Genomic DNA, 19,892 nt, shown 5'->3' on the forward strand with positions numbered 1-19,892 from the left:
TGCGGAAGGGCCGGACGATGCCACAAACATCGTCCGGCCCTTACGCGCAACATCCGTAGTTCCGAAACTCAGCAGGCAAGAATTGGCAGCAGCAAGGAGAGGCAGCGATGGGAATCTCACTCGACGGTTTGGCCAGCGGGCTGGATACCACCGCGCTCATCAGTTCCGTGATGCAGGTCGACGCCATCCCCCAGACCCTGCTCAAGAACAAGTCGTCCGACATCCAGTCCATGGTGTCTGCGCTGCAGGGGCTCAACAGCAAAGTCGCTGCACTCGCGACGCAGGCAACAGCCGCGGCCAAACCTGGCGCCATGGACCTCTACGCGGCGACGACGACTAGCGACAAAGTTGCTGCTACGACAACCTCGACGGCAAAAGCTGGTTCGATCGATTTTCAGGTGACTCAGCTCGCGCAGACTCAGGTCACGGTGACACCCAAGGTGAACGCCGTCGTGGGATGGCCCTACACCACTATGACTATCAACAGCGGGGGCAAGGACTATACGATCGAGCCGCTCGGGAGCAACCTCGACGACGTCGTTACCGCAGTGAACGCCGCTGGCGCCGGCGTCACCGCCAGCAAGGTGGCTGTCGGCGGCGGGGACTTCCGAATCCAGTTCACCGCGACGAAGTCCGGCGAGGCCGGTAAGTTCACCGTCACCGATCCAGTTGGAGTTTTCTCCAATGTCACGGCTCCGCAGGACGCTCAGATTGTGCTCTGGCCGACGAGCTCAATCGACATCCAGACCCCCATCAAGTCTTCGACCAACACCTTCACGGATCTTCTGCCTGGCGTGTCCGTAACCGCCAAGGAAGTAACCGCGACTCCGGTTGTACTCACGGTTGCCCGTGACAACGCGGGAATCACCAAGCTTGCCTCGGATCTCGTCTCAGGTGCTAACGGCATCTTCTCCCTCGTGGCGAGCAGGACCGCGGTGAGCACCACGACCAACACCAGCGGCACCACCACGAGCGCGGGGATCTTTGCCGGGGACAGCACCGTGCGTTCGGTCAACCAAAGTATCCTCTCTGCCGCGTCCCTGCCGGTCGGCACCCCGCCGCGCTCGCCGTCGGAAATTGGCATCAGCATCACCAAGACCGGCAGCATGGAATTCGACGCCACCAAGTTTGCTGCCGCCCTCGCTGCCGATCCCGCGGGGACTGCCGCCAAGGTGCAGGAGATCGCCGGGCGCATCGCCACCGCGGCCACTGCGGCGTCGGACAAGTACAACGGCACGCTGACCACCACCATCACCGGCCAGCAGTCCGAAGTCCGAGACCTGGCCGACCGGATCAGCGACTGGGACACTCGCCTCGCCTCACGCAAAGCAACGCTCCAGCGCACTTACTCCGGCCTCGAAGTGGCGCTAAGCAACATGAAAGCCCAGCAGTCCTGGCTTACCTCCCAGCTCGCCGGCCTCTCCTCAGGAAGTAGTTCATCATGACCATCAATGCCTACGGCAATGGTTACGGCGCAGGTGGGTTCGGAAGCGCTGCCCAGCGTAACCAGTACCTCGAAGACTCCGTCCTCTCGGCCCCGCCGGCGCGCCTGCTCACCATGCTCTACGACCGCCTCCTCCTGGACCTTGGCCGGGCGGAAACAGCGCAGCAGGGAGCCAACTGGCCCGTCGCTTCGGAAAACCTCCTGCACGCGCAGGCCATTATTGCCGAGCTCGTCTCGTCCTTGAAGACCGATTCCTGGGATGGCGCCGACGGGCTGATCGGCCTCTATAACTACGCCTTTACGGCCCTGGTCAACGCCAACATCCAGCGCGACCAGGCCTTGACCCGCGAAGCCATCGAACTGCTGGAACCGCTGCGCCAGGCCTGGCACGAGGCCGCGGCTGCCGTCCCGGCGCCTGCCGCCGCACGTCACGGAACCGCAGCAGCGTTCCCCGCACCAGCCCCCGCCGCCTTCTCGGCAGCCGGGGCGTGGAGCACCCAGGGCGGAACAGGCGGCGGGAGTCTCGGTTTTGGCTGAGCAGCCTGACTCGGATATCGGCCTAGGGCGGGCCGGTTCCAACCACACCGCATCAAACCTGACCGAGTCAGCGGCCGTTGACACAGCCCTGGCGGCCTGGATGGCTGTCCTGGATGTGTTCGAAATGGCGGTTCAGGCCGCCGAACGTACCTTGAAGGATCCGCTGGGCCCGCTGTCCGCCGCATCCCACAACCACGTGGCGCCGCTGCCCGTGGAACGCTGGACGCCGCCCACCCGGCCCGGACCGCTGCCGGCTGCTGCGCGGCGTCGCGCGGCCGCCCTGGCCGCCGCCCAGGAACGCGTTGCCCTCCGGCTCGATGAAGCCCGTCTGGACGTGGCCCGTCAGCTCCAGGCGGTGTCCTCGATACCTGGCGTGGGGGAGTCTTCCGCCGCCATCTACCTCGACGTCAACGGCTGAAGTCTCCTCTGCTCAAATCTTCGAAAGAACTGTTGCATTTTCGCCTAACGCGGCGCTGACCAGTGCCGATAACCACTGTAAGAGCACGGATCGCTCGTTTACCGGCCACGGATCGGCCACCCCCACCTTCCCAGGCAGGACTCTGTGCTCGAATCCGTGACTTCCGCCGCCTTGGCCAGTGCCATGGACGGGCTGGCATTGCGCCAGCGGACCATCGCGAACAACATCGCGAACGTCAACACGCCGAATTACCACGCGAAGCGCGTCAGCTTTGAGGATGCCCTCGCGGCATCGGTGAAGTCCGGGGACGGCCACATCCAGGCAACCACGGCGGAATCCCTGGAGCCCACCCAGCTCAACGGCAACAACGTCAACCTGGACACCGAGACCCTGTCCAACATCGACACCGTGCTGCGGTTCCAATTCGCCGCCCGCGCCGCCGGCAACGAGTTCACCGCCGTTCGTTCCGCCCTGAGGACCAGCTGATGACCTTCGACATGATCGGCATCGCCGGTTCCGCCCTCACCGTCCACCGCAAGTGGCTCGATGCCGTCTCGGACAACCTCGCCAACATGAACAACGCCTCCGCCACGTCCGGCCCTGCCTTCCGGGCCCGCTACGTCGAGGCCACAGAAGGGTCGGAGGGCACCGGCGTGTACGTCAAGAGCACTCAGCTCGGCAACGCCGAGGGCAGGATCGTCTACCAGCCCGACCACCCGCTGGCTGACGCCAACGGCAACGTGAAGTACCCGGATATCGACATGGCCGAACAGATGGGTGCGCTCATCATCGCCCAACGCGGCTACCAGGCCAACGCGCAGGTTGTGGACCGCGCCCGCGAAACTTACATGGCTGCCCTTGAGATTGGACGCTCCTAATGACTGTCACCCCCATCGCCCCCGTCCAGGGTGTCCTGCCGACAAACTATGTGACAGGCGCCGGAGCGGCCCCCGTTGCCGGCACGGACGGCTCCGCCTTTGCAACGTCCCTCACCGGGGCGGTGGATAACCTCCAGCAGCTGCAGTCGACGTCGAACCAGCTGGCTGTCTCTGCCGTGACCGGCAACCTGGACGACATCCACAACGCCACCCTTGCCGCTACCCGTGCCCAGGTGACGCTGGAACTCATGGCCACCGTGCGCAACAAGGGCGTTGACGCGTTCAACGAGATCATGAGGATGCAGGCCTGATGCCTCCGCAGATAACCGTCTTCTTCCAGCGCTTCGGCGCGAGCCTGAAGAGCTTCACCACCGGCCAGCGGACGTTGGCCGTGCTTGGCGCCGCCCTGCTGGTGGTGGGCATCGTGGCCTTGTCCGCCTGGCTCACCCGCCCGGTGCTCACCCCGCTGTTTTCCGGCCTGCAGACCACCGACGCCAACGGAATCGTCGAACAGCTCCGCAAGGACAACGTTCCGTACGAGCTCAGCGACGGCGGATCCACCATCATGGTGCCTCAGGACAAGGTCTACGACGAGCGCCTCAAGGCCGCGGCCGCGGGCCTGCCGACTGCCGCCGCCACCGGCTACTCCCTGCTGGACAAGATGGGCGTGACGTCCTCGGAGTTCCAGCAGTCCGTCACGTACAAACGCGCCCTCGAAGGCGAACTTGCCAGCACGATCTCCGCGATGGATGGCGTCAAGACCGCCGCCGTCCGGCTCGCCATCCCCGAAAAGACTGTGTTTGTGTCCAAGGCCCCGGACACCACCGCCTCGGTGTTCATCGAGACCGACGCCGGCGCCACCCTGTCCGGTGACAGGGTGCAGGCGATTGTCCACCTGACCTCTGCCGCCATCGAAAACCTCAAGCCCGCCAACGTCTCGGTGGTCGATTCCCAGGGCAATGTGCTCTCCACCGTTGGCGGCGGGGCCGCCGGATCGTCCACGAAGCAGGCCAGCGACTACCAGCTGCGCACCTCTGACGCCGTCAGGGCCGTCATGGACCGCGTGGTGGGCCCGGGCAACTCCACCGTGGCCGTCGCTGCCGACGTTACGGGCGAATCCGCGCAGCAGAAGAGCGAGACTTTCTCCAACACGGCCGGCGCCCTGCCGCTCAGTGAATCCTCCAAGACCGAGAAATACACGGGCACCGGCGGAGGTGCCGCGGGCGTACTCGGCCCGGACAACATCGCTGTGCCCGGCGGCACGGGAGGCAACGGCAACTTCGATTCCTCCACCGCGACCAAGAACAACGCCGTCAACAAGGTCACCGAGGACCGGGTCATCCCTGCCGGTGCCATCAAGCGGCAGACCATCTCCGTGGCCGTCAGCCAGGCGGCCGCCGGCGGCCTGAACCTTGCTTCGCTGAAGAATCTCATCACCTCCGCGGCCGGAGCCGACACCGCGCGCGGCGATGTGGTCACGGTTGAGGTTGTGCCGTTCAGCACCGCCGCCGCCGACGACGCCGCCAGAGCGCTCGCAGATGCGAAGGCCAACGCCGAAGCCGAAAAGCAGGCCGCGTTCTTCGGAACCCTCGTCACCGCGGGCAGCATCCTGCTCGGCCTGCTGATCCTGGCCCTGGTGGTCACGATCATCCTGCGGCGCCGCCAGAAGCGCGAGCCTGTGGACCTCGGCGAACGCCTGAACCTGGAGATCATGCCGGTGGCCCCGCCCGTTGTGGCCCTCCCGCCCGCGCCGGCGACATCGGCGATCCCGATCACCGCCCTGCCCCCGCTTCCGGGTCCGAGCACCGAGCAGTTGGAATCCGAGCGGCGCCGGTTTGAAATCGACAGCATGGTCGCCGCCAACCCGGAGCGGGCCGCCGATTACCTGCGCAGCCTCATGGATGACAGGCAACCGGCATGAAACCAGCCGATACGCTACTCACCGGCACCCAGCGCGCCGCCGTAGTCCTGATGCAGATGAGCCCTGAGAACGCCGCCAAGGTCATGGCCCAGTTCACGGACACCGAGGCGGAAGAGATTGCCGGGGAGATCGTCAAGCTCCGGAAGGTGGACTCTGACGTCACCGAGCAGATCATGAAGGACTTCCACCAGGCCGCGCTGACAACCACGCGCCAGGCCCGGGGCGGCCGGGAACTCGCCGAGGGCCTGCTGGAGGCGTCCTTCGGCTCGGAAAGGGCCGCCGGACTCATGAACCGCCTGACGGTCAACATGGCCGGCAAGTCCTTTGAGTTCCTCGAAGACATCGAACCCGTGCAGATCCTGGCCCTGATCGACGGCGAACTGCCGCAGACCATCGCCCTGGTCCTCGCCCACCTCAGCCCGCGCAAGGCCTCGGCAGTGATGTCCGGGCTGCCCGGCTCGCTGCGCGCCGACGTCGCCCTCAGCATCGCCACCATGGGATCCGGCGCGCCCGAGGCGATCGGAATCGTCGCGGACACCCTCAAACTCCGCGGCGGCGCCGCCGTGTCCCAGCAGGCCTCCAAGGTGGTCGGCGGCATCCAGCCGCTGCTGGAGATCATCAACCGGACCGACGCCGGCACGGAACGGTCCGTGCTGGACGGCCTGGACCTACTCGATCCAGACCTCGCGGTGGAGATCCGGGCACAGATGGTGACGTTCGACGACATCGTGAAACTGGAGCGCCGCGACGTGCAGCTGGTGCTGCGCGGACTGGACGCGGCCGTCCTGTCGATGGCCATGAAGGGTGCCTCCGAGCCGGTCCTGGAAACCATCACCACCAACGTCTCCGGGCGCAACCTGGAAATCCTCGAATCCGAGATCGCCGCCCTGGGGCCGCTGCGTGCCTCGCAGATCGAAGAGGCGCGTGCCGCCGTCGTCCGGTCCATCCGCGAGCTCGAGGCCGAAGGCCAGATCACCATCCAGCGCGGGGACGAGGAAGACTATGTCTACTGACAGCGGCGCTGCCCCTGCCCCGGCGCGGATCGTCTTTCCCTCGCTGCGGGCGAACGGCCCGGCCGCCGAGCAGGCCGGCTATACGGAAGGCCACGCCGCAGGCTATGCCGCCGGTGTGCGCGCCGCCGCGAAGGAACAGCGCCGCTGGCGGGACCGGATGGCCGCTGAACAGGCCGCCTCCCTGGCCGCCGGGCAACAGGACCTGGACCGTGCCGTGCGCGCCCTCGCCGTGGCCCGGACCGACTTCGCACACCGCAACGTGCAGGCCCTCCAGGACGCCGAAGAAATCCTGGCCCGCACGGCGCTGGAACTGGCCGAGGCCGTCCTCGGCTACGAACTGGCCGAAGGCACCCGGACCGCACGTGCCGCCCTGGCCCGCGCCCTCTCCGGAAACGACGCCGCCACGATGCTGGCCATCCGGCTCCATCCGGCGGACATCGAGGTCCTCAGCCGGGAAGGCCAGGAACTGCCCGCCGGGCTGCCGCTCATCGCGGACCCCTCCCTGGGCCGCGGCGACGCGAAGGTCGAATACCAGCACGGCTGGTTCGACGCCAGCCTCCGTACAGCCCTGGGGCGTGCCCGTGCGGCGCTGCTGGGCGACGCAGCGTTGGGAGACGCAGTGCCGGGAGATTCGCTGCTGGGAGAGTCCGGCCACGCCGAATTCGACGCCGGCGCCTACCGGGGCCGGGCATGATCGCCGGGTGGCGGCCGAAGGGGGCCGACTATGCCGCCGCGCTGGCCGCGGCTGCCCCGCAAAGGGTCGGCGTTGTCACCTCGGTCATCGGGCTGGGCCTGGAAGTGTCAGGACTGGACTGCGCGCTGGGCGACCTCGTGACCGTGGGGGAGAACCCGGGCCTCGACGCCGAAGTCGTCGCGGCGCTGGACGGCTCCGTGCGCTGCATGCCGCTGGGCCGGCTGGCCGGCGTGGCTGCCGGTGACCCGGTTCGCGCCAAGGGCAGCGCAGTGCTGGTTCCCACCGGGCGGGGCCTGTTCGGCCGGGTCCTTGACGGCCTGGGACGCCCGATCGACGGCAAGGGCCCACTGCTCAGCGGGCCGCGCGTGCCGATCGACAACGAGTCACCGAACGCCATGAAACGCGCCCGCATCGATACCGCGCTGCAGACCGGCGTGCGCGTCCTGGACACCATGACGACGCTGGGCAAGGGCCAGCGCATGGGTCTGTTTGCCGGCTCCGGCGTCGGCAAATCCTCCCTGCTCTCGATGATCGCCCGCGGTACCGACGCCGAGGTCTCGGTGATCGCCCTCGTCGGCGAACGCGGCCGCGAAGTCCGCGAGTTCCTCGAGGACGACCTCGGCGCCGCCGGCCTGGCGCGCTCCGTGGTGGTGGTCGCCACCTCCGACGAACCCGCCCTCATGCGCATGCGCGCAGCCTTCACCGCCACCCGGATCGCCGAGTCCTTCCGCGACCAGGGCCAGGACGTGGTCCTCATGATGGACTCCCTGACCCGGGTGGCCATGGCGCAGCGCGAGATCGGCCTCTCGGCCGGCGAGCCCCCGGCCACCCGCGGCTACCCGCCGTCGACCTTTTCCATCCTGGCGCGGCTGCTGGAGCGGGCCGGCACGGCCGAAACAGGCTCCGTCACCGGCATTTACACCGTCCTGGTGGACGGCGACGATCACAATGAGCCCATTGCCGACGCCGCCCGTTCCATCCTGGACGGCCACGTGGTCCTGGACCGCAAGCTTGCCGTCACGGGGCACTTCCCGTCCGTGGACGTGCTCGGATCCGTGTCCCGGGTGGCCAGCAAGGTCAATTCCCGGCCGCACCTGGAGTCCGCGGCCACACTCCGCCGGGTCCTCGCGGCCCGCAAGGCGGCGCAGGACCTGATCGACGTCGGCGCCTACCAGGCCGGGACCAACCCGCTGGTGGACGCAGCCCTGAACCACGAGCACGACGTCAGCGGTTTCCTGCAGCAGCCGATGGACGAATCCACGGCCCACCCCGAGTCCTGGCAGCGGCTCGGTTACCTCACTTCGATCCTGGGAGCAGCAGCATGAACCGCGAATTCTCACTGGCCGGCCTCCTGCGCCTCCGCCAGCTCCAGCAGGACCAGGCGGCGACCGGGCTGGCGCGCGCCCGCTCACGTTCCAGCTCCGTCCGGGTCCGCGAAGCCGCCGCCCGCCGCGAGCTGGCCGCCACGGATGACCCCATCTCCAGCTCGGCCTCCCTGCGCGCCGTGGCCGCCGCCCGGTCTTCCTCGCACAGCATGCTCGCGGACCTGCAAAACCTCACCCGCCTGGCCGAGGCCGAGGAAACCAAGGCTCGCGCCGAGTTCATCGCTGCCCGCACGCGGTCCGTGGGGCTGGAAAAACTGCAAGCCCGGCACGACGCCGAGGTCAACTCCGCGGACCTGCGCGCCGAACAGTCGGCCCTCGACGAGATCGCCTCGACGCTCTGGCACCGCGATGAGCAGCAGGTGAAGCCATGAGCATGACCGAAGCGATTGGCCGGATGCAGGGCATCCAGTCGATGATCGCGGAACTGAGCCGGCCCGCGGCCGCGGAAACCAGCGCTGCCGCGGCCAAGGCTGCAGCTGCGTCCTCGCTCGCGACCGCCACCGGCACAGGCGACTCCGCCACATTCACCCAGGCACTTGCCGCGGCACTGGGCGGCAGCGGCGCAACGGATGGCTCGTCCCTCACGGACGGCCTGGGGTTGGGCACGTCGCTGGGGTTGGGCGGCACGACGGCGGCCGGGACCGCCGCGCTCACCGGCGCCAAGGCAACGGGAACCGTCCACACGGGCGGTGCCGCGACGGGCAACGACGTGGTGGCCGTGGCGAAGAAGTACATCGGTGTTCCCTATGTGTGGGGCGGGACCAACCCGGCCACCGGCATGGACTGCTCCGGCTTCACCCAGCGGGTCTTCAAAGACCTCGGTGTGGAGATTCCCCGCGTGGTGAGCGACCAGATGCGCCAGGGCACCCCGGTGGCGTCCCTTGCCGAGGCCAAACCCGGCGACCTCCTGGTGAGCTTCGGCGGCAACCACATTTCCATCTACCTGGGCAACGGAAAGGCGATCGACGCTCCCGTGCCCGGCAAGACCATCCAGATCCGCAATGCCTGGGAACAGCAGTCCAATCTGACCTCCATCCGGCGCATCGTTCCCGCAGGGGCGGCATCATGAAGGCCGCGGCATCGGCGGATCTTGCGGCTGCGCTGGCAGCGCCGGTCCGGGCGACCCGACAGGGCGCGGACCCGCGGCCCGGCAACGAGAACGCAAACACGGCTGCCGCGTCCTTCGACGCGGTCCTCAACGACGTCCAAGACACAGCGGGCAACAGCACAGCAGGCAACAGCACAGCAGGCAAAAGCACCGCTGCAGAGGCGGGCGGTGCTGCCGGGCTGGCGGCCGATCCCGGGGCGGCGGAAATGCCGAAGCACGACGGCGGCACGGACAGTCCATCGACGGCCGGCACCCCCGCGAACCCTGCGCCGGCGGAAGTCGCTGCTTCCGGGGCCGCTCCGGGGACCGACGCCGCTTCGGCCGGCATCGCCAGCCTTGGGCCGGCCCAGTTTGCCCCAGCCGAGTTTTCGTCAGCCCAGTTTGTCTCCTTTGCACAGCTTGCACAGGCCGCGCCGGCCGGACAGGCAGCGCAGGCCGTTGCCCCGGCGTCTTACGGTCACGATGGTTCCCGTACTGCTGTGCAGGCCGCCACGGCCTCCGCAACAACGGCCGTTCTCAACGCGGAGGTGCCGGCCGCCGCAGCCCAGGCCACAGCCGCTGACACGGGATTGGCCGCCACGCGGCGCCAGACGGCCGTCGCCGTCCCCGCTGGGACCATGCCGGACGGTAAGTCGCGCGCCGGTGCGGCCTCGCGGACCGCGGGCGCAGTCCCGTTGGCCGGGCCCGATGCAGCAGCCGGCTGGCCGGTCGCTGGGCAGGATTCTGCCCTGACGGCTGCGCCGGCAGATGCCGTGGCCCCTGCACCGGTTTCTGTTGCGGCATCGCCGCCGGGCTCGCTGCCGGCCCCGACTGCCACCGGCGCCGCGGGGATCAGTCTTGCGCCTGGTCTCGCCCCGGTGCTCAGTGGGTCGCCCGAGTTTGCATCTGCCGGCGTGGCTCCGGCAGCCACGATGCAGGTCGCGGCCACAGCTTCGGCAGCGTCCGCGGCTCCGAGCGGGGCAGGGGCGGCACAGACCGTGCCGGGACTTGGCTCTGTGCATGGTGCTTCGCCAGCGGCCGCCGCCTCGGCCGTGTCCGGGCTCGCCGTCAACGGGGCGAGCGTCTCCGCCGTCGCTCCGTCCGCGCCCGGACAAGCGCCGACCGCCCCGACCCCGCCGTCCAGCAGCGCCCAGTCCGGCAGCATGTCTCCCGCCCCCGCACCGCCATCCGCATCCGCACCCGCAACGGCTCCCGCGCACGCCGACTTCCTGACGGACCCCGTCCCGGCACCGGCGCCCAACGCCGCACAGTCTCCGTCCGATCCGGAAAACGGAGCCCCGGCGGCGGGGGCACTACCCGCCCAGCCGGCTATGGCAGCGGCAACCGTGCCCCAGCCAGCTACCCAGACCGCTGCCCAGCCGGCGATCCAGTCTGCGTCCCCGCCGGCAGCCCATTTCGCGGCACCCCTCCAGCCCCAGCTGGCCAAACCGCTCTTCACCCTCGTAGGGGCGCCCCACGGCCAGCACATCATGACCCTCAAGATCAGCCCGGAAGATCTCGGTCCGCTGACGGTCCGGGCCCAGATCGACGCCGCGGGCGTCCGGATTGAGCTCTTCGCCCCGGGCGAGGCGGGACGTGAAGCGGTCCGCGGGATCCTGCCCGAACTCCGTAGGGAACTGCATGGCGCCGGATTCGGAGCCAGCCTCGACCTCTCCGACCACAGCGGCCCCGGTTTCGGACAGCACGGTGCCCAGCACGGCACGGGCCAGGACCGGGCCGGCGGCCAGCTCGCCGCCGGTCGTGACCCCGGCGGTAGCGGTTCCGGTCCGGGTGGCCGGAACGGTCCGGCCGAGCCGCGGCCCGGACACCGCTGGGACGCGCTGGCCGATGATCAAGCCATACGCACCGCCAGGATCTTGAACGGCCCCCAGACCACCCTCGACATTCTTGTCTGACACGAAGGAACGCGACTTATGACGATTCAGCCGATCGCACCCCAGCCGGTAGCGGCTGCGGGGGAGGCCGTCCAGGCTTCTGCCGTGCGGACACCCTCACAGACCATGGATGCCAACGTGTTCATGTCCCTGCTCGTGACGCAGCTCAAGAACCAGAACCCGAGCGCGCCCATGGACACCAACCAGATGATGAGCCAGACCCTCCAGCTCTCCATGATGGAAAAAATGACTGAACTGACCAGCAACAGCAAGGAGGGCTTCTCCCTCCAGATGCGGACGGCGGCGGCCCAGCTGATTGGCCACTCGGTTGGCTACACCCTCGCGGACGGCACCACCGGGACAGGCATTGCCAGTTCCGTCAGCTATGCAGGATCGGTCCCGTCCGTCACGATCGGCGACCTCTCCGTTCCCCTCGACTCCATCACCGGGCTCACTGCTCCGGCCGCTTCCTAACCACTTCTTCACCCGTAGAAAGGCAGTTCCCATGCTCCGCTCGCTGTACTCCGGAATCTCGGGCCTCCGCGCCCACCAGACCATGCTGGACGTCACTGGCAACAACATCGCCAACGTCAACACCGCCGGTTTCAAGGCCTCCTCCACCCAGTTCCAGGACACCCTGTCCCAGTTGCAGCAGGGTGCCACCGGCCCGCAGGCCCAGACCGGCGGCAGCAACCCCGCCCAGATTGGCCTGGGCGTCCGGGTGGCCGGTGTCACCACCAACTTCGCCCAGGGCTCCTCGCAGAGCACCGGCCGCGCCACCGACATGATGATTTCCGGCGACGGCTTCTTCGTGACCAGCAAGGGCGGCAGCCAGCTCTTCACGCGCGCCGGCGCTTTCAGCCCGGACGCGGCCAACCAGCTGGTCAGCCCCGACGGCGGAATCCTGCAGGGCTGGACCGCCACCAACGGCGTCATCAACGCTGGCTCCCCAGTCGGCGACATCACGCTGAACCCCAACACCATGGTGGCCAAGGCAACGGACACGGTGACGATGGATGGAAACCTGCCCAGCGACGCCCTCGTGACCGACGCTCCGTTGGACCGCGTCGTCAAGGTCTATGACGCCGCCGGCGCCGAGCGCAGCCTGAACGTGACCTTCGCCAAGAGCGCCACCGGCTGGAACGTCACTGCAAAGGACGGGGCAACGACGTCGAACATCACGCTCGCGCAGCAGCCGAACGGTCAGCTCACTCCCAGTGGGCCCCTGACGGTATCCGGCATCACGATCGATCTCTCCAAGGTCTCCGGTTATGCCTCCATGAGCTCCCTGACGGTTAGCGCCCAGAACGGTGCCGCTGTGGGCAAGCTTGAGTCCTACACGCTGGGCAACGACGGTTCGCTGGTAGGGTCCTTCAGCAACGGCATCAAGCAGGTCCTGGCCAAGATTGCACTCGCCAAGTTCACCAACCCGGTGGGTCTGGAGAAGGCCGGCGGTTCCTCCTACGTGGCCACGGGCAACTCCGGCGGGGTGCAGCTGGGTGCCGCGGGCGACCCCGGCATGGGCACCCTGACCAGCGGCTCGCTGGAAATGTCGAACGTGGACCTGTCCCAGGAATTCACCAACCTGATCGTTGCGCAGCGCGGGTTCCAGGCCAACGCCCGCATCATCACCACCTCGGATGAGGTTCTGCAGGAACTGACCCAGCTCAAGCGCTAACTCCTCTAGCCCCCGCCCTCCCCGTTGCCCTATCACTCACGGCTGTCATTCGGCCGGCAAAGCAGCCACAACTGATAGGGCAACGGGGCGGCTGGGGCCGGGGCGGACGGTCGCGCTCGCCGTCAGGCCGCCCGCCAGGACACGGGGAGCTGTTTCACTCCATAGACGATCGTGCTTTCCATCCGCTCCAGCTGCGCCCCGGGATCCACGGCCAGCCCGGGCAACCGGGAGAGCACGGCCTGCAGCGCGATCTTGGCCTCGAGCCGGGCCAGGGGAGCGCCGAGGCAGAAGTGGACGCCCTGCCCGAAAGCGAGATGACGGTTCGGTGAGCGTCCGACGTCGAACACGTCCGGGTGCGGGAACTGCTCCCCGTCACGGTTCGCCGAGCCGATCCAGGCCACGATCGGTGATCCCGCGGGGATCTGCAGGCCGCGCAGCGCCGTGTCGACGGCGGAGATCCGGTACATGGACTGGACAGGGGAGCGGTACCGCAGCACCTCTTCGATCGCCTGCGGGAGCAGGGCTGGCTCGGCGATCAGGCGCTCCGCCGTGCCCGGCACTTCGGTGAAGCACAGCACCGCATTGCCGATCAGGTTGGTGGTGGTCTCGTTGCCGGCAACCAGCAGCAGGCTGCAGAATCCGAGCAGCTCGATGACGCTGAGCTTCTGCCCGTCGATCTCGGCCCCGAGGAGGGCGCTGATGAGGTCATGGCCCGGGCGACGCCGCCGCTGCTCGATCATGCCCATGAAGTACTCCGCCATTTCCCGGTGTGCGGCCGTGTGGCCGGACTCGTCGGCGCCCGGGCGGGTCTGGCTCACGATCACGTCGGACCACTGCTTGAAGCGGTCCCGGTCCGCGGCCGGGATGCCCATCAGTTCGGCGATCACAATGACCGGCAGCGGATAGGCCAGCTGGTCGATCAGGTCCGCGGCGCCGGCAGCAACTGCCGGGTCCAGCAACTCGTCGGTGAGTTCCGAGATGCGCGGGCCGAGCGCTTCCACCGACCGTGGCGTGAACGCCTGGGACACCAGGGAACGCAACTGGCGGTGCCTGGGCGGGTCCGTGTTGATCAGGCTGGCGGCGAAGAGCTGGCCCGTTTCGGTGGGGTTGTCCCCGCCGATCCGGGAAGAAAACGTGGCGTGCTCGGACAGGACCCGCTGCACGTCGTCGTAGCGGAACACATGCCACACGCCGGTCTCCTGATCCTGGAAAACGGGCTCACCGTGCCGCATGGCTTCGTAGCGGGGAAACGGGTTTAACGGCTGCTCCAGAGCCGGAAATGGCGCCATGGCTGGCCTTCCTGACGAGGCGGACGGCCGTCACTTCCTGGCAATGGACCAACTGCTTGGGAGGAACTGCAACAGAGCAGACGTCCAACGGGGCGGGCCGCGTGGCCCCATCAGCTCCCACGCTAATACCGCGCCACAGCCTTGGCACGGGCCATCTGGCCCACGTAGGCCGCCCCCGCGGAACCGGCACGTCACCAAGGCGCCTAACGAAGGGGCCGGTCCTGCCGACAGTACGGAGGAGAACACCCTTCCCCTCACAGAGCAGAATCGGCCCATGATCGTCGTCACACGCCTCAACGGAACGCGCTTCGCGGTCAATCCGGACCTTATTGAGCGCATCCACGAGAGCCCGGATACGCATTTGGTGACGCTCGACGGCGCAGCCTACGTGGTGCTGGAAAGCCTCGCGGAAGTTGTCGAGCTCATCGCCGACTACCGGGCGTACATCCTGAGCAAGGCCCGGGACTTTCCGGCCATCACCGGTTATCCGCTAAGCCTGGTCCGGACCGACGATCCGGATGAGGACCCCTACGACGACGGCGCCGGTCCCACGGCGCCCGCGCAACCCAGAAAGTAACGATGGATCCCGCAACAGTCATAGGACTGCTCCTCGCCTTTGGCTCCGTTATCGCCATGGTGACCATGGAAGGCGGCAGCGTCACCTCGCTCCTGCTGCCGGCCCCCATGGTCCTGGTCTTCGGTGCCACCCTCGCCGTCGGGATCGCAGGCAACACCCTCAAAGACGTCATTCAGGCCTTCAAGGCCCTCCCCAACATGTTCGTAGGCAAGACGTCTAAACCGCAGGAAAGCATCGACCAAGTGGTCCGGTTCGCGGAAAAAGCGCGCAGCGAGGGCCTGCTGTCCCTGGAGGAGGAAGCCGCCAGCGTTAAGGATCCTTTCCTGACGCGCGCCTTGCAGAACATTGCCGACGGCACCGACGCCGAAGAACTCCGGATACTGATGGAGGACGAGATCGACTCGAAGTCCCGCAGCGACCACTCCACCACGAAATTCTTCGCCAGCCTCGGCGGTTACGCACCCACCGTCGGCATCATCGGCACCGTGGTGTCCCTGACCCACGTCCTGGAAAATCTCTCCACCCCGGACGAGCTCGGGCCCATGATTGCGTCAGCATTCGTCGCCACGCTCTGGGGCCTGTTGTCCGCCAACTTCCTCTGGCTTCCCTTCAGCGGCCGTCTTGCCAGGCTGTCGGAGCTGGACGTCGAACGAATGACCCTGCTGATGGAGGGCATGCTGGCCGTTCAGGCCGGCGCCCAGCCCCTGCTGCTCGCCGAAAGGCTGCGCTCCATGGTTCCTGAACACCAGCTCAAAAGCAGCGGCAGCAAGAAGGCCGGCGGCAAGGACAACTCCGACACGCTGGACCAGGCCGCGTGAGTTCCAGGCGGCGCGGGCGGAAGAAACCGGAAGAGCACCACGTCGACGAGCGCTGGATGGCGTCTTACATGGACATGGTCACCGTGCTGATGTGCATGTTCATCGTCCTGTACGCCATGTCCAGCGTGGACGCCAACAAATTTGAAAAGCTCCGCAACTCCCTGGCCACCGGCTTCGGCGCGGTCGCGTCGGAAACTGTGGACACGGCGTCGGGCACGGTGGTGCCGCCGGACCTCGTCGACAAAAACCTCGAGGCGTTCGCCGCCGTCAAGGGCCCGGCAACCGCGTCCCCCGAGAACATGGCCGAGGCGATCAAGGAAGTGGACAAGCTCAAGGCGCTGCAGGCGAAAATGCAGGCCGGACTGGCCGCCGCCGGGCTGAGCGAGAACGTCGAGTTCCAGATCGATCAGCGCGGCCTGACGGTCAAACTCGTCGGATCACAGGCCTTCTTCGAACCCGACCGGCCCGAGCTCACCTCCCGGGCAACGCGGGTGCTGCAGGTCATCTCTCCGGTCCTGAAGCCGGCGAGCATGGAAATCATGGTCGAGGGCCACGCGGCGAACGGCATCACGGCCTACCCCTCCACCTGGGAACTGTCCTCGGCGCGCGCCGTCAACGTCCTGCGGTACATGGTAGACAACGGCCGCATTGCCCCCGGCACCATCGGCGCCGTCGCGTTCGGATCCGCCCGGCAGGTCAACGACGACTCCACCCCGGCGCTCATGGAGCGGAACCGCCGGGTGGACATCGTCGTCCTTTCCGACAAGCCCGACAGCATCCGGGCGCTGATTCCGGAGGCGCTGAAGCTGAGCAAGAAATAGGCGTCCAGTGCTGACGGCGTATCGCCGGCTGTGGATTGCTTAGGGCGTACTGCTTACGCCGCCCGTTCCCTTGCCGATAGTGGCAACCGTGAGTGTTCTGGATGAGCGGGAAGTGGCACGGGAGCGGACCGTCAGCGTCTATGACTTCCGCCGTCCCGCGACGCTCGCGCGCGAACACAGCCGTGTGCTGGAGCTCGCCTTCGAAACCTTCGCCCGCCAGTGGGGCACCCAGCTCACCGCCAAGGTCCGCGTCAAGTCCGTGGTGCGCCTGGAAGACGTCAGCATGCTCAGCTACGACGAGTACGCCGCCTCGCTGCCCGCCGTCACCGCCATGGTCCTGTGCACCGTGGAGGCCCACGATTCCAAGCTCGTGGTGCAGTTCCCCGGCCCGGCCGCTCTCGGCTGGGTCAACCGCATGCTCGGCGCCTCCAACGATTCGCCCATGCCGGACCGCAAATTCACGCAGATCGAACAGGCGCTGATCAAGGGCCTCATGGACGAGGCCCTCGAAGACCTCGGCTATTCCCTGGGCCCGCTGCTCAGCGAGGCCGTCCGGGTGGACACAATCCAGTACAACTCCCAGTTCGCCCAGGCCGCCGCGCCGAGCGAACTGATGATCGTCGCCTCCTTCACCATGAGCGTCGGCGACATCAACGCCCCCGCCACCCTGGCCGTTCCGGCCAGCATCCTGCTGGGACGGCTCAAGAAGGTCAACCCGACCGACTCCCGCGACGACGCCGCCGCGCGCATCAGCGCCCAACTGGAGCAGGTGCCGGTGGAACTGTCGGTACGGCTCTCGACGTCGTTCGTTACCCCGAGCCAGGTCCTGGGTCTCGCCGTCGGCGACGTCCTGACCCTGCCGCACCTGGAAAACCGGCCCTTTGACCTCACCCTGGACGGAACCCGGCTGGCCACTGCCGCCCCGGCCCGCAACGGCTCCCGCGCGGCCGCAGTAATTGTCACAATCGAGGAGAACCAACGATGAGCATCACCCTGACCAAGCACGAATTGTCGGCGGAACGGCTCGTCGAGGAGCTGCCGAGCCCGGTGGCCCTGAAGGTTGTCGCCCTGGTGCCTGCCCGGTCCGCTGCGGCCTACGCCCGGCAAGCGGTCACGGCGACCTTCGTCGGCGCGGTGACCGCCGACCTCGCCCTCATGCTCAGCGACCGCACCTTCCTTGACGAGGCCGCCGGGGCAGGATCCCAGCTGGGGCACGTCTCCGTGACCGATGTGCTGCGCCCCGCGATGGAAAGCGCCAGCTCAGTCTTCGGGGCCGGTGTCCTGTCCGACCTGCGGGAATCCGACGTCTCCGGGCTCCTCTCGGATCCCGACACGGCTGTCTTTGAACTCTCCGACGGCAGCAACGCCGCGGCCTGGTTTGCCGTCCGGCTCCGCGAACACGGCAACAGCCAGGACCGCGCCGGGGACTTGTTCGCCGGCGGCGACACGGTGGCCGGCCGGCTCGGCCGCATCAACAACATTGAAATGGCCCTGACCGTGGAGATCGGGCGCACCCGGATGTCGGTCCGGGACGTGCTGTCGCTGGAGCCGGGCAAGATCATCGAGCTGGACCGCTCCGCCGGCGCCCCGGCCGACGTCCTGCTCAACGGCCGCCTGATCGCCCACGGCGAAGTTGTGGTCCTCGACCAGGACTACGCGGTGCGGATCACCCGGATCCTCGATGTCGCCGAGGGGCTCAGCTGAATGGACGCACTGATCCTCGGGCTGCGGGTACTCGTGGCCCTGGGCGCGGTGCTTGGCCTCATGTGGTTCCTCCAGCGCCGGCTGGGCCAAGGCGCCGGGCGGCGCCGGGCTGACCGCGCCTTGACCATCGTCAGCCGGCAGAGCCTCGGACAAAAAGCCTCCGTGGTGGTAGTGGACGCCGCCGGGCAGCGCTTCCTCCTGGGCGTCACCGAGCACGCCGTCAACGTCCTGCACACCGGGGACGTCCCGCCCGAACCCGAAGAAGTCCCGGTCCCCGGCACCAGCCGCGGCCTCGGAGATTTCGCCCGGATCCTCGCTGAAGCCAGCCCGCTCGCCGGCAACCAGTTCAGCCGCCAGCCAGCCACGCCGGCAGGTGATGGCGCCGACGACGCCGACGATTTCGCCGACGGCCCGGACGGCGGCAGGGACCTGCCGCCGTCCCGCCGCAGCTCCCTGCACGGGAGCTCCCATGCCCGCGGCCCCGCCGGCCGCGGCGCCAGCGGCGCTTCCGGCCATCCGCCGCTGCACGGCTCCATCCTGGCCGGCTCCACCTGGAAGCAGGCTGCCGCAGCACTCAGGAGCGGACGCCGCAATTGATCTTCCCGCTCGCCACCGGCACCACCCGCCCGCGAACCGCAGGCGCACGATCCCTCAGGCTCCTGGCCCTGGGGCTCGCCGTCGTGCTCTTTGCCGTCCTCCTGCTGTGGCTCACTGCCACGGCGGGCCACGCCGCACCCATCGACCCGGTACCGCCGGCGCCGCCGACCGATCCTGCCAATCCCGGCGGCGGGAACGTCAACATCCAGATCAACGGGGCGGACGGCAAACCCTCCACCGCAGTCCTGACCCTGATCGGGATCACGCTCCTGGCCGTTGCGCCCTCGCTGCTGCTGATGATGACGTCCTTCACCAAGATCTTTGTGGTCCTGGCAATGACCCGCAACGCGCTCTCCCTGCCGTCCATCCCACCAAACCAGGTCCTGGCCGGGCTGGCCCTGTTCCTCTCGATATTTGTCATGTGGCCCGTCATCAACGAGATGAACAGCCTCGGAATCCAGCCCTATCTCAACGGCAAGCTGGACTTCAACGGTGCCGTCAGCGCCGCGTCGGGTCCGCTGCAGCACTTCATGCTCGCCCACACGCGCGAAGAGGACATCGCCCTGATGTCCCGCGCCGCCGGGGCCGAGAACCCGGCCACTCCTGAGGCCGTCCCGCTGCAGACCCTCATCCCGGCGTTCATGATCTCCGAACTCCGTGCCGCGTTCATCATCGGCTTCGTCATCTTCATCCCGTTCCTCGTGATCGACCTCGTCGTGTCCGCCGCCCTGATGTCCATGGGCATGATGATGCTCCCGCCGGTGATGATCTCGCTGCCCTTCAAGATCCTCCTGTTCGTGCTCGTGGACGGCTGGGGCCTGATCATCACCGCGCTCGTCCAGAGCTATGCGGGTTCAGGATGAACGCCAACGCGGTCCTGGACATCTGCCTCCAGGCCATGATTGTGGCCGCGAAGCTCGCCGCACCGGTGCTGGTCACGGCGCTGGTGGTGGGCCTGGCCATCTCCCTGCTGCAGTCCATCACGCAGCTGCAGGAAGCCACCCTGTCCTTCGTGCCCAAGGCGGCCGCGGTGGCAGTGGCCCTGATCGTCTGCGGACACTGGATGATTTCGGAGATGGTCTCGTTCACCAACGACCTGTTCGCGAAGATCCCGTCCCTGCTCGGAGGCCTGTGAG

General features: G+C 67.8%; 24 protein-coding genes. 23 read left to right on the plus strand and 1 reads right to left on the minus strand.

Going from position 1 to position 19,892, the window contains the following annotated elements:
* Window positions 1-107 precede the first annotated feature (107 nt).
* The 15 genes from fliD (at window position 108) to AC1DZQ_RS21040 (ending at window position 12,950) form a co-directional block, all read left to right on the plus strand.
* Window positions 108-1,445, plus strand: coding sequence for a flagellar filament capping protein FliD (gene fliD, locus AC1DZQ_RS20970; RefSeq protein ID WP_476965316.1), 1,338 nt, complete (start codon window positions 108-110; stop codon window positions 1,443-1,445).
* Window positions 1,442-1,981, plus strand: a complete 540-nt coding sequence (gene fliS, locus AC1DZQ_RS20975) for a flagellar export chaperone FliS (RefSeq protein ID WP_476965317.1) — start codon at window positions 1,442-1,444, stop codon at window positions 1,979-1,981. The genes fliD and fliS overlap by 4 nt, the downstream gene beginning before the upstream one ends.
* On the plus strand, window positions 1,974-2,399 hold the full coding sequence (locus AC1DZQ_RS20980; protein WP_476965318.1) for a hypothetical protein: 426 nt from the start codon (window positions 1,974-1,976) through the stop codon (window positions 2,397-2,399). The genes fliS and AC1DZQ_RS20980 overlap by 8 nt, the downstream gene beginning before the upstream one ends.
* 144 nt (window positions 2,400-2,543) lie before the next feature.
* Window positions 2,544-2,885 (plus strand): flagellar basal body rod protein FlgB, encoded by a 342-nt coding sequence (flgB, locus tag AC1DZQ_RS20985; protein WP_476965319.1) that lies wholly within the window; start codon window positions 2,544-2,546, stop codon window positions 2,883-2,885.
* A complete protein-coding gene (locus AC1DZQ_RS20990; RefSeq protein ID WP_476965320.1) occupies window positions 2,885-3,277 on the plus strand; it encodes a flagellar basal body rod protein FlgC in 393 nt (130 codons plus the stop codon). Before flgB ends, AC1DZQ_RS20990 begins: the two co-directional genes overlap by 1 nt.
* Entirely contained in the window at window positions 3,277-3,588 is a 312-nt protein-coding gene (gene fliE, locus AC1DZQ_RS20995; protein WP_476965321.1) for a flagellar hook-basal body complex protein FliE, read from the plus strand. Before AC1DZQ_RS20990 ends, fliE begins: the two co-directional genes overlap by 1 nt.
* On the plus strand, window positions 3,588-5,198 hold the full coding sequence (gene fliF / locus AC1DZQ_RS21000; protein ID WP_476965322.1) for a flagellar basal-body MS-ring/collar protein FliF: 1,611 nt from the start codon (window positions 3,588-3,590) through the stop codon (window positions 5,196-5,198). Before fliE ends, fliF begins: the two co-directional genes overlap by 1 nt.
* A complete protein-coding gene (fliG, locus tag AC1DZQ_RS21005; protein ID WP_476965323.1) occupies window positions 5,195-6,211 on the plus strand; it encodes a flagellar motor switch protein FliG in 1,017 nt (338 codons plus the stop codon). The genes fliF and fliG overlap by 4 nt, the downstream gene beginning before the upstream one ends.
* The gene (locus tag AC1DZQ_RS21010) at window positions 6,201-6,905 is read left to right on the plus strand and encodes a FliH/SctL family protein (protein WP_476965324.1); all 705 of its coding nucleotides are present in this window, start codon (window positions 6,201-6,203) and stop codon (window positions 6,903-6,905) included. The genes fliG and AC1DZQ_RS21010 overlap by 11 nt, the downstream gene beginning before the upstream one ends.
* Window positions 6,902-8,230, plus strand: coding sequence for a FliI/YscN family ATPase (locus AC1DZQ_RS21015; RefSeq protein ID WP_476965325.1), 1,329 nt, complete (start codon window positions 6,902-6,904; stop codon window positions 8,228-8,230). Before AC1DZQ_RS21010 ends, AC1DZQ_RS21015 begins: the two co-directional genes overlap by 4 nt.
* Window positions 8,227-8,661, plus strand: coding sequence for a flagellar FliJ family protein (locus AC1DZQ_RS21020; protein ID WP_476965326.1), 435 nt, complete (start codon window positions 8,227-8,229; stop codon window positions 8,659-8,661). The genes AC1DZQ_RS21015 and AC1DZQ_RS21020 overlap by 4 nt, the downstream gene beginning before the upstream one ends.
* Window positions 8,658-9,359 carry a C40 family peptidase gene (locus tag AC1DZQ_RS21025; RefSeq protein ID WP_476965327.1) on the plus strand — a complete coding sequence of 234 codons (702 nt, stop codon included), beginning with the start codon at window positions 8,658-8,660 and terminating at the stop codon, window positions 9,357-9,359. The genes AC1DZQ_RS21020 and AC1DZQ_RS21025 overlap by 4 nt, the downstream gene beginning before the upstream one ends.
* On the plus strand, window positions 9,356-11,293 hold the full coding sequence (locus tag AC1DZQ_RS21030) for a flagellar hook-length control protein FliK (protein WP_476965328.1): 1,938 nt from the start codon (window positions 9,356-9,358) through the stop codon (window positions 11,291-11,293). The genes AC1DZQ_RS21025 and AC1DZQ_RS21030 overlap by 4 nt, the downstream gene beginning before the upstream one ends.
* A gap of 18 nt (window positions 11,294-11,311) precedes the next feature.
* Window positions 11,312-11,746, plus strand: a complete 435-nt coding sequence (locus AC1DZQ_RS21035; protein ID WP_476965329.1) for a flagellar hook assembly protein FlgD — start codon at window positions 11,312-11,314, stop codon at window positions 11,744-11,746.
* 31 nt (window positions 11,747-11,777) lie between these two features.
* Window positions 11,778-12,950 carry a flagellar hook protein FlgE gene (locus AC1DZQ_RS21040; RefSeq protein ID WP_476965330.1) on the plus strand — a complete coding sequence of 391 codons (1,173 nt, stop codon included), beginning with the start codon at window positions 11,778-11,780 and terminating at the stop codon, window positions 12,948-12,950.
* A 122-nt stretch (window positions 12,951-13,072) separates the two neighbouring features.
* On the opposite strand, the gene AC1DZQ_RS21045 is transcribed toward AC1DZQ_RS21040, so the two are convergent.
* Window positions 13,073-14,239, minus strand: a complete 1,167-nt coding sequence (locus tag AC1DZQ_RS21045; RefSeq protein ID WP_476965331.1) for a cytochrome P450 — start codon at window positions 14,237-14,239, stop codon at window positions 13,073-13,075.
* A 274-nt stretch (window positions 14,240-14,513) separates the two neighbouring features.
* Between AC1DZQ_RS21045 and AC1DZQ_RS21050 the strand changes: the two genes are divergently transcribed.
* From AC1DZQ_RS21050 to fliQ, 8 genes are all read left to right on the plus strand, one after another.
* Window positions 14,514-14,816: a flagellar FlbD family protein gene (locus AC1DZQ_RS21050; protein ID WP_090582763.1), complete on the plus strand. Its 303-nt coding sequence runs from the start codon at window positions 14,514-14,516 to the stop codon at window positions 14,814-14,816.
* A 2-nt stretch (window positions 14,817-14,818) separates the two neighbouring features.
* Window positions 14,819-15,634 carry a motility protein A gene (locus tag AC1DZQ_RS21055; RefSeq protein WP_476965332.1) on the plus strand — a complete coding sequence of 272 codons (816 nt, stop codon included), beginning with the start codon at window positions 14,819-14,821 and terminating at the stop codon, window positions 15,632-15,634.
* Window positions 15,631-16,455, plus strand: a complete 825-nt coding sequence (locus AC1DZQ_RS21060) for an OmpA/MotB family protein (protein ID WP_476965333.1) — start codon at window positions 15,631-15,633, stop codon at window positions 16,453-16,455. Before AC1DZQ_RS21055 ends, AC1DZQ_RS21060 begins: the two co-directional genes overlap by 4 nt.
* Window positions 16,456-16,543: 88 nt before the next feature.
* Entirely contained in the window at window positions 16,544-17,440 is an 897-nt protein-coding gene (locus tag AC1DZQ_RS21065) for a flagellar motor switch protein FliM (RefSeq protein ID WP_476965334.1), read from the plus strand.
* Entirely contained in the window at window positions 17,437-18,159 is a 723-nt protein-coding gene (gene fliN / locus AC1DZQ_RS21070) for a flagellar motor switch protein FliN (protein ID WP_277527758.1), read from the plus strand. The genes AC1DZQ_RS21065 and fliN overlap by 4 nt, the downstream gene beginning before the upstream one ends.
* The gene (gene fliO, locus AC1DZQ_RS21075) at window positions 18,160-18,756 is read left to right on the plus strand and encodes a flagellar biosynthetic protein FliO (RefSeq protein ID WP_476965335.1); all 597 of its coding nucleotides are present in this window, start codon (window positions 18,160-18,162) and stop codon (window positions 18,754-18,756) included.
* Window positions 18,753-19,619 carry a flagellar type III secretion system pore protein FliP gene (fliP, locus tag AC1DZQ_RS21080; protein WP_476965336.1) on the plus strand — a complete coding sequence of 289 codons (867 nt, stop codon included), beginning with the start codon at window positions 18,753-18,755 and terminating at the stop codon, window positions 19,617-19,619. The genes fliO and fliP overlap by 4 nt, the downstream gene beginning before the upstream one ends.
* Window positions 19,616-19,891, plus strand: coding sequence for a flagellar biosynthesis protein FliQ (gene fliQ, locus AC1DZQ_RS21085; RefSeq protein ID WP_090582752.1), 276 nt, complete (start codon window positions 19,616-19,618; stop codon window positions 19,889-19,891). The genes fliP and fliQ overlap by 4 nt, the downstream gene beginning before the upstream one ends.
* Window position 19,892 lies beyond the last annotated feature (1 nt).

This window comes from Arthrobacter sp. P1_C12_2, from assembly GCF_056406415.1.

Excerpts from the sequence above, each read along its gene's own strand:
- fliD (WP_476965316.1), top strand. The coding sequence starts at position 108 with ATGGGAATCTCACTCGACGGTTTGGCCAGCGGGCTGGATACCACCGCG.
- fliS (WP_476965317.1), top strand. The coding sequence starts at position 1,442 with ATGACCATCAATGCCTACGGCAATGGTTACGGCGCAGGTGGGTTCGGA.
- AC1DZQ_RS20990 (WP_476965320.1), top strand. The coding sequence starts at position 2,885 with ATGACCTTCGACATGATCGGCATCGCCGGTTCCGCCCTCACCGTCCAC.
- fliE (WP_476965321.1), top strand. The coding sequence starts at position 3,277 with ATGACTGTCACCCCCATCGCCCCCGTCCAGGGTGTCCTGCCGACAAAC.
- fliF (WP_476965322.1), top strand. The coding sequence starts at position 3,588 with ATGCCTCCGCAGATAACCGTCTTCTTCCAGCGCTTCGGCGCGAGCCTG.
- fliG (WP_476965323.1), top strand. The coding sequence starts at position 5,195 with ATGAAACCAGCCGATACGCTACTCACCGGCACCCAGCGCGCCGCCGTA.
- AC1DZQ_RS21010 (WP_476965324.1), top strand. The coding sequence starts at position 6,201 with ATGTCTACTGACAGCGGCGCTGCCCCTGCCCCGGCGCGGATCGTCTTT.
- AC1DZQ_RS21015 (WP_476965325.1), top strand. The coding sequence starts at position 6,902 with ATGATCGCCGGGTGGCGGCCGAAGGGGGCCGACTATGCCGCCGCGCTG.
- AC1DZQ_RS21020 (WP_476965326.1), top strand. The coding sequence starts at position 8,227 with ATGAACCGCGAATTCTCACTGGCCGGCCTCCTGCGCCTCCGCCAGCTC.
- AC1DZQ_RS21025 (WP_476965327.1), top strand. The coding sequence starts at position 8,658 with ATGAGCATGACCGAAGCGATTGGCCGGATGCAGGGCATCCAGTCGATG.
- AC1DZQ_RS21030 (WP_476965328.1), top strand. The coding sequence starts at position 9,356 with ATGAAGGCCGCGGCATCGGCGGATCTTGCGGCTGCGCTGGCAGCGCCG.
- AC1DZQ_RS21035 (WP_476965329.1), top strand. The coding sequence starts at position 11,312 with ATGACGATTCAGCCGATCGCACCCCAGCCGGTAGCGGCTGCGGGGGAG.
- AC1DZQ_RS21040 (WP_476965330.1), top strand. The coding sequence starts at position 11,778 with ATGCTCCGCTCGCTGTACTCCGGAATCTCGGGCCTCCGCGCCCACCAG.
- AC1DZQ_RS21045 (WP_476965331.1), bottom strand. The coding sequence starts at position 14,239 with ATGGCGCCATTTCCGGCTCTGGAGCAGCCGTTAAACCCGTTTCCCCGC.
- AC1DZQ_RS21050 (WP_090582763.1), top strand. The coding sequence starts at position 14,514 with ATGATCGTCGTCACACGCCTCAACGGAACGCGCTTCGCGGTCAATCCG.
- AC1DZQ_RS21055 (WP_476965332.1), top strand. The coding sequence starts at position 14,819 with ATGGATCCCGCAACAGTCATAGGACTGCTCCTCGCCTTTGGCTCCGTT.
- fliN (WP_277527758.1), top strand. The coding sequence starts at position 17,437 with ATGAGCATCACCCTGACCAAGCACGAATTGTCGGCGGAACGGCTCGTC.
- fliO (WP_476965335.1), top strand. The coding sequence starts at position 18,160 with ATGGACGCACTGATCCTCGGGCTGCGGGTACTCGTGGCCCTGGGCGCG.
- fliQ (WP_090582752.1), top strand. The coding sequence starts at position 19,616 with ATGAACGCCAACGCGGTCCTGGACATCTGCCTCCAGGCCATGATTGTG.